The 8,302-nt window shown below is 39.6% G+C and carries 8 protein-coding genes; 2 read left to right on the top strand and 6 right to left on the bottom strand.

Going from position 1 to position 8,302, the window contains the following annotated elements:
• Positions 1-328: 328 nt before the first annotated feature.
• Genes IQR33_RS05405 through IQR33_RS05380 form a run of 6 tightly spaced genes read right to left on the bottom strand, consistent with a single transcriptional unit; the run spans position 329 to position 4,048 of the window.
• A complete protein-coding gene (locus tag IQR33_RS05405; RefSeq protein ID WP_025633992.1) occupies positions 329-1,105 on the bottom strand; it encodes a TfoX/Sxy family DNA transformation protein in 777 nt (258 codons plus the stop codon).
• A 6-nt stretch (positions 1,106-1,111) separates the two neighbouring features.
• A complete protein-coding gene (locus IQR33_RS05400) occupies positions 1,112-1,990 on the bottom strand; it encodes a hypothetical protein (RefSeq protein WP_025633994.1) in 879 nt (292 codons plus the stop codon).
• Positions 1,987-2,607 carry a DotI/IcmL/TraM family protein gene (locus IQR33_RS05395; protein ID WP_025767073.1) on the bottom strand — a complete coding sequence of 207 codons (621 nt, stop codon included), beginning with the start codon at positions 2,605-2,607 and terminating at the stop codon, positions 1,987-1,989. Before IQR33_RS05395 ends, IQR33_RS05400 begins: the two co-directional genes overlap by 4 nt.
• A complete protein-coding gene (locus IQR33_RS05390) occupies positions 2,604-3,293 on the bottom strand; it encodes a DotI/IcmL family type IV secretion protein (RefSeq protein ID WP_054574978.1) in 690 nt (229 codons plus the stop codon). The genes IQR33_RS05395 and IQR33_RS05390 overlap by 4 nt, the downstream gene beginning before the upstream one ends.
• Positions 3,294-3,302: 9 nt before the next feature.
• Entirely contained in the window at positions 3,303-3,680 is a 378-nt protein-coding gene (locus IQR33_RS05385; protein ID WP_025633999.1) for a hypothetical protein, read from the bottom strand.
• Positions 3,681-3,685: 5 nt separating this feature from the next.
• On the bottom strand, positions 3,686-4,048 hold the full coding sequence (locus IQR33_RS05380; RefSeq protein WP_025634000.1) for a hypothetical protein: 363 nt from the start codon (positions 4,046-4,048) through the stop codon (positions 3,686-3,688).
• A 708-nt stretch (positions 4,049-4,756) separates the two neighbouring features.
• On the opposite strand from IQR33_RS05380, the gene IQR33_RS05375 reads away from it, so the two are divergent.
• On the top strand, positions 4,757-6,379 hold the full coding sequence (locus IQR33_RS05375; RefSeq protein WP_193843584.1) for a hypothetical protein: 1,623 nt from the start codon (positions 4,757-4,759) through the stop codon (positions 6,377-6,379).
• A 1-nt stretch (position 6,380) separates the two neighbouring features.
• The coding region (locus IQR33_RS05370; RefSeq protein WP_193843583.1) for a type IV secretion system DNA-binding domain-containing protein at positions 6,381-8,302 on the top strand (1,922 nt) is incomplete at its 3' end.

Raw genomic sequence — 8,302 nt, 5'->3', positions numbered from 1 at the left:
AAAAGTAATAAAGAAACCACTACAAAACGAACAGGAAATCCTATTCAAATGCTGGCTAGAGGACAGTTACCACACCCCAAGCTAACAGTAGAGGTAAAGGAAACTAGAATCGAAGGATTTAAAATATAGGGTTAATGAGGGAATCAGCACTTGTAGTATGGTGAACGATACCTAGCTAACGTCACCATATGTTTTGTGGAGAATTACATACATTCAACATCTATTGCTGTTTGAAACTAACTAATAAATAGAGGCCTAATGAGCGACTGGTTACCTTGTAACTGATGGTTTAATTGCATGTCGAAAGAAACTAATGCAAGGTTATTTTCTAGCTGTAAAACATATAAGTCAGAGGGGCGTATCCTCTAATTTTGGCGAAAAAATTATAAGAATCAACTAAGCGTTGTTTGGTATCGTTAGATAAGTAAGGAACTTGAGTATCCTCTCTTAAGCAATGTAGCTGAAATAACAAGCGTACCCCTTTATAGCTCTTCGAGTTTCCACTTTTGATCTTATGGAACAAAACATTTAAGTCTGCCTTCCTTAACTCTGATTGCTTATTTATACCGATATCTTTTAGTGACTTAAATATTGTAGGACTGAGGCTAGGCATTGCCGATATATCTAAATCCTCACTTTGTTGTTGTTTTTTTATTGCTGCATTTAGCATGATCTTTAACTGCATTATTGTCTCCACAGCTTGCTGATCTGATACTTTTTCTGAAAGATAGCGCTTCATAAGAAGTCTTGAGGATCTAGAGCTATTGGGTACAGAAATAGGGTACTTTTTACATAGATAAAACCCGTATGATTCGAGTGACTCTAGTAATGGGGAGTCTGTTTCTTGTGGTACATAGATATTGAGAACACCCTCACGCTGGTTAGCTATCATGTATCCACAGTAAGTGAATTGAAACTCGCCAAATGAAGGTCGGCTAAAGACCCCTTCAATTGGCTGAAAAAGGTCTCTATAGTAGTTTGGAGCTTTTGCCAACGCTTTTTTAGTTTTTGACTTTCCTTTGCGTGATTTATGTAAATTTTTTTGCAACAAAGACGGTTGAAAGTTTCTCGGGTTAACTTGAAGCTCTTTATTTTGACTTTTCATGTTCACTCACTCGATATCGCGTATTTTGAAGATAGAAACAGGGAACTCTTTGTTGAAAGCAGATTCTCTGATCATCTCAACTTGCCACAAGGTGGGAGAAGAGACAGAAACTTTCTCCATCGTATAATGCATCTTAAGTTGGTAAATCCAGACAGCGCGGCTACGCATAACGCCGCTGCCAGGTACGGCTTCACGCTGAGCTATTGCTTTGTTCAAAAGTTTAATAGAGCTTGTGTCTACGTGGAGTAATGCAGAAGTCTGGTATTTCTTCATTATATTTATATAGTTACTTGCTCTTAGAAGCTCAATAAATATGTCTTGGGTGTCTGTTTCAGAGTCCAAATGGTTGGACTTGCACCTAGACAGTACTGTTGCTGCATTTAAGTAGTTCATTGAAAAACAGTCTTTAAGGCTATCAACTAGATATTCACGAACTAATACTTCTGACTCTTCTTCAGAGTAAGTTTCGCCAGGGTTTCTTTCTTGGTCCTTAGTCGGCAAGATATGCTTATCTGTGGGTATTGGGTATACAGCAGTATCACTTGTCGTTGATGCAATAAAGTAGTTTGTTGAAGTAATCTTTGTGGTATCTATGAACAGGTTCAAGGCGTATAAAAATGCAACAATAGCTAAGAAAAATAAAACCAGAGCGTAGTATGGAGATCGCTGGACAGACTTAAAATTGTCATAGATTAAATTATGACGTTTATCTGTTTCAAACACGGCATCGTGGTTACGGTTAACCTCGCTGGAGGGTATTGATTGGCAACTAAAGGTATCCCCTTTAACAAAGCTATCCTCAGTAGACTTCGAACTTTGTCTTCCTGTTAACGGAGTCTTCCCCAAAGCTGTACTAATAAAATTGAATAGGTCTTTAACGTTCATCTAAAAACCACCCTGTCGATGAGTAATGAACTTGCGTTATCCGCTCTAGGTTCAGGTAGAACTGTGTAGTGAGCAATGAATGAGGTTGTTTGGTCTCCTGATACCGATTGGACTGTTACCATTATCGGAACCTCAACTACCCAAACTAAAGGCTTACCAGGTTTGTTCTTTAAGGTAACGATAGGATCGTAAGGAACAACAACGTTAGCCTTACCTTCTGACATAAGAATCGCCTCAATCATAGGGTCAGTAGGATAAACATTGAACAGTGATGTGGCGGCTATTGGCGCAAAGTGCTTTTCAATACAGTTGGCATAATCGTTATCGCGTTCACCGTTCATTAGGTGTTGAGCGGTTTTATAATCGACGGTATAGCATGAGCTCACCATACGACGAAGAAACCTGACAACCTTCTCGTCTGTATAGCGTGGGTCACGTGATACAAAGGCCCTTGTGTAACCACCATTACCATCAGAATAAAGAAAAACTCTATCCGGGTTCCCTAATAGTTCTTCATTGAAATCGGAAAGTTTAAAAATAGCTAAAACAGATAAAACGATAGCAAGCACAAATGGCCAGTCGAATTTAAGTATGCGAATAAGTCGTGGAATATTCATAACCAATCAACATCCCAATTAGAAGAACTTATGATCTTAACTGCACTTGCCCCCTTACCCTTTGGCACACGTTGTAAATCAAGCCAGAAAGTTACATTAGCGGCCTGGTGCCTTTGATTCTGAATAGCCTCGAGCTCAGTTTCAGTTGCGTCTTTAACCTTCAAAGATTTTTTCATAATCTTGCCCTGAACTTTAACTCGCCATACCCAGTAGGCATCTTTTGTGAATCTTCCATCAATTTTCCCGTCAACTGTGCCACTGAATTCCATAAAAGGCGCTCGGGTAGGGTAAAACTCAATAATTTCTTTATTAGAGAAAATGGTTGATAAAATTTCTGCTTCTTGAACTGCGCTTGAGAATGACTTCCAGCCAGAAGTAGTAAAGAATAGTAATGCTGATTCTGTCATAGACAATTCATAACTATCGAAAGATAGAGAGAGTGTGTTGTACATAGCTTCAGTTACAAAATCCATAACTTCAGAGTCAGAAAAAAGACGGTCACTTAATGGGACCTGAGGAACTATTCGGGTAATGCCCTTATCGTTGTAAGTGGGGATCTTGTAGTAACCAGATTTATTTGTTGTAAGAGTGTTTAGTGCAAACTCTAAGAAATAGATAATGACCACCAGCACTACGAAACCAGATAGGAGCCCTCGATGATTCTTAATTACGGATGAGCGAAACATATCCTTCCTCTAATCCAAGTTACCGATGCGTACAGGCTTGCCAGTAGGCTCAATCCTTGCGTCATGGGAGGTAGCGCTGATATTTATTCTTTCAAGCAGGTAAAAATTAACCAGCGAACCAGTCAATAAAAGCAGGGTGAGGCCCCACGTAATTGAAGTCAGTGCAAGTAAAGCCTTAGTTGCTCTATTTGCAACATAAGGGTTTCTATTGACACCCAATTCAGCCAATTTCACACCCATTATTCTGCGCGCTGGTCTTGGCTTTATACTTGGTATCTTTTCTAGGCGGCTTCTGACTTCTCCTGGGATGGGAGAAGACCCTGCATGGATAATTAACTCGGCAGATTGGGTAACTGATTTAAAGCCAACAGACTCTTCGTTTTCCATTACATTTATCCTATTAGTTGTAACCTTTCTATTTCCTTGCGCAGATAGGAAAATTCAACACCATCAATCTCTATCGTTTGTTGGTATGACTGGGTTGAGCTTTTAAACTTTTCTAAAAGCTCTGTTAATTCAATGGAATCTGTAGAGATTGATGAGTTAACAAGGAAGCAGCGATCGAGGGTGTCCAACTCTGGATGGTTACTATCGACAATAGAGACAAGAATACTCAAAACAGGTTTGTAGCTATCAGCCGAAGATAGTTGTAACTCAGCAACACGGCGTCCATATTCGACATTCGAGATAATGCATAAAGTTTCTTTTTCTTTTTGAGAAAACAAAATGACGTTGCTTCCTAACAGTGACTCCAAACTACTACTACCTATGACATATTTTATAATCACAAAAATATATGTCTTTTACGGATGAAAAGCAATGCCATATTTTTTGGTGTTTGGTTGTTTGGTTGATTTGATTTTGAGGGTTGACCGAGATGTTAGATTTGGTTGTTTTCGTTTAGCTAAAACCATTCCATCCGTTGATAAATTTGCTATGATGTGAAAAATATATGCCTTAAATGGATTAAAAGCAACGGTGCAAAAATGTTAACTTTAATATTTCTACAGTATCTTTCATTACTCTTAATGCCTGTTTCAGGTGGAGTTTCTCTTCTTGCTCCGGTACTTAGTTTATTCGTCACATATATCGGAATGTGGAAACAGTTCAGAACGATACATCCAGTACTTAAGTCACATTTAGTAGGGCAAGCGATTGTCGGAGCTTCGGTCATATTTTGTGTGATCAGTATCGTCTTAACCTTCGAAATAACTCAAGCTATGCAATCGTTAACAGCTTCCGACAAGAACTTTTCGGCAAAAGTTTTAACGACTTTCGGATGTGTTGTCTTCCTCTATTACTACTTCGTCATAACCGTAAACTTTATACTTCATCGAAAAGGTCTAAGGGCACGGCTTGTGTTACCCATTCCATTGACCAAAGGAAAGTATGATTCTCTAAAAATGATTCTTAAAGAGCGACGTATTGATGACACAAACATAATTTTTAAGGATTCCTAAGTTATGAGTCAGCGTACGCCAGAAAAAGAATCAGAGTTGAATGCTTCAGTCGCCCTAGCTCTAGCATTGGCAATAGGTATGGGTTACGGGGTTTACGCGCACTTTTTCCACATACTTGCTTTTGTGTGGAGAATGCTAAAGATAGCTCAGATGTTTACATTTTTTGCTTTTGAGAACCTCGTGGTTGTAACTACCTCTTGGCTAACAGGATTTCAAGGATGGGGGTTTAAGGAGGGGCTATATCAAATATTAGAATTGCATTATACGATGATTACACCCGAGTATATTGGAGCTTACGACTCTATTTTCGGAAATATACTTAAATGGCCCTTCGCTTTAGCTCTGATCTACTTAGGTTGTAAAGAATATTCAATACGCTCTAAAACCAGAAAAGAACACAACGTTGAATCAATGATACGGGCTGCTTCCAAGGTTCATCCTCATTTAAAACGTATAGTACCGCCCAACTTCTACGATAAATTGATTGGATATTCCATTGGCTGGATGTTTCCTAAATATAAAGAACGTTTAGAGGGTGAAAACCCTTGTGACTATTCACATGATTACAATTTCGAAAATCGCTCTGACTATGAAAACCGATACGCTATGGGTGTATCTCCTTACGAAATGCTCACAGCAAATCCTCCTTTGGGTGTCACATTAGATGAAATAGAACGTGACAAAGAAATGCAAAAAGAAACGGGGTTTGTTAGCAATTTTAGGCCTATTTGTTACTTCTATTACTGCGAGAACCCGAAAGACTCAACAATAGAGTTTTGCTCTCGAACAGCGACTATCAGCTTAGAGAGGCTTCTCCTCTGTCCTTTACCGCAACAACTACATTCGGAAGATAAACTAGCACGGTTGTTTGATGATAATGGGAAAACCATTCCAATTGAATATGTAGATAAACAGGGTAATGAAGCGGATAAGTTTAAGAGAGGAGGAGCGATAATAGGTGGCTTTCGTCCAACAACTTTATTGAATGATGGCGTCCCTTACGCTGGCAGCATCGAAGACACAATACTTTTATTTAACGGTATTGAAAGAAAGGTTCTTACACAGCTTAAGGAAAAAATGGATGGAAAGACAACCCGTACATTCGAAGAAATCCTCTATGCAATGGTAACAAAGAAGCATGCTTATTCTACTACTGTAATCTGGGCGTTGATGCTTCTCTTTAAAGATGTAAACCGTATTGCAGGAAACGAGTTTACTTGGGTAACTAAGCATGACCGAAATTTAGGAATGGTATTGCAGTCTATCGGCAGAGAAACACCTTTCTTAGAAGCAAGTGGTACTCGCTCGCATTTTCTTATGGAAAGAAAAGCCGGATTTCGAATGACAATTCCAAGTGTCCTAGGAGCAGTGCAAGACCTTCACATTAATGCAGAGAGAATATTAACAGCAGGTAAGAAAGGAGAAGACCTCCTGAACATGGATGAGGATGAATTTAGTAGATTATTTGATCTCAGCGAGATAGAGAAAAAGGCTGATGGCCGAGAGAATGAGGCAAAACAGATTCTAAAGTCACTAGGTGTCGATATAGAAAAGGATGAGAAAGTCTTCAATGACCCTTATGAGGATATTCCTGAGTTAATGAAGCAGTACAAGGAAGTTGATTAGTATGGCCAGTTTTAAGAAGCAGTCGGTTCTAAACACAAACCCTGAACTGAATAACCCAGAGCTCTTTCATCGTGATTCTCGCACTATGTGGATGCGAATACAGTCAGCAGTAAATGTGTCATTTCCTTTATTAATTGCTGCATGCGGGATTGCTTTATTTATGTTCCCTCAAAATGGGGACTTTATTTTTGCATTTGCAATTTGTCTGAAGCTTACAAACTCAAGAGAGAAGCATGAATATCCTTTTGACGCGCCGGAGTGGGAGCAGTTTATTTCAAAAAAGGAGTCGTTAAAAGACGCAGTTAAAGCTGGCCATCTTATTCCCCAGCGTAAAAGAGGAAACGGTACATTAATATTCGGGTTTGAATTTTTTCTACGTAGGTTACTCGTATCCAACCCGGATATGGAAACAAGACATACACTCGTCATGGGCAGTACGGGCTCGGGTAAAACTGTACTTATACTGACATTGCTATTTCAAGCACTTCTCCAGCCAGGAGGAACATCAGCAGTCATAGTTGATGGTAAGGCAGATATAAAATTGTTTTGGACAATTTTCGCTATCTTGAAACGATTAGATAGACTCCACGATTTGTTGGTTCTTAATTTTCTGACTCCCATGGACTCCTTAGATACTACTAACATGCACGACGACGATCGCATTTCGAATAACATGAATATTCTAAATGCGGGAACCCCTGACCAGATGAAGACTATAACCATGGGGTTAGGGCGTGAAACGGATGGAGGGGATAGCTCTTTTTGGGAAGGTCGTAGTTCTACTATGATTGGGGGAGCATATCAGTATCTTGCTTACGAAAGGGATGTGGAAGGTTTAGATTTAAACATCGAAGTGGTTCGAAACTTTCTTGTCATTAAAACTATGCTCAAAAAGGCAGCGCGAAAAGATGTGCCTTTAAAGTACCGACAACCACTCCAGCAATATTTAAAAACCTTGCCTTCTATTAGTGATGCCATATTTGATATGACTGAGGAACAGATAGACAACCTTGATCTTAATAGTAAAGCAGATGAACAGCACACATATTGTGTGATGATGATTAGTGAAACCATGGCTGACCTGAGTGAAACCATGGGGCATATATTCGTGACAAAACTTTCGGAAGTAAATATGACGGATGTATGCTTAGGGGGGCGAGTATTATTAGTTCTTCTTCCTTCCATTGCCAAAAACCCCGATTCCGTTGCAGCATTGGGTAGGCTTCTATTGCAGGGATTACGGCCTATTTTGATGAGAGCTGCTGGCTACAAGCTACAAGGTTCTCGAATTACTACAGTAGACAATAGGCCTTCCAGTGCTAGATATCCTGTACGACTTTTCTTTGATGAGTACGGAATGTATGCGGTTAAAGGTTTTTACATGATTGTTGCCTTGGTTCGTTCATATGGTTTTCACGTTCTTTTTGGAGCACAGACAGCCGGAATGTTCCAGAAGGTTTGCGGCCGGGATGAATATGAAGCACTAATGGGCAACTTAAACAATAAATTCATTCTTAAAAATGAAGACCATGGTGAATCGTTACAGTTGGCGCTTGGTCGAACTGGCAAAGTGTTTGGTTCCCGTCAGGATAGAATAGAGAATAATTTGGCTGGGGCGGTCCATGATAACGATGATGTCCGAGTAGAAGAAAAAGATACTGTAAACGCTAAGATGCTTGCTAGTGCTGAACCTGGAGAAGGCTTATACATTTTTGGTGGTGATGTATACCCATTCCGAGCATTAAAACTCGACTTCCCTGATGTAGCAACTTCTCGTTTGAACTATTTTGCTCAGGTGCTTGAGCCTTCTGATGATGAGGTAGAAACGGCTAAGAGGCAACAGTTAGTAAAATCCAATGAATATGTTCAACAGGCCAACGATTATATCGATAGCAATGTCGAAATGTTGGAGTTCTTAGAGCT

Origin of the sequence: Vibrio sp. OPT46 (assembly GCF_015163535.1) — a bacterium.
GTDB lineage: Bacteria > Pseudomonadota > Gammaproteobacteria > Enterobacterales > Vibrionaceae > Vibrio > Vibrio alginolyticus.
Note: the sequence above shows the minus strand (reverse complement) of the source record. Positions and strands in the feature narration are given on the sequence as shown.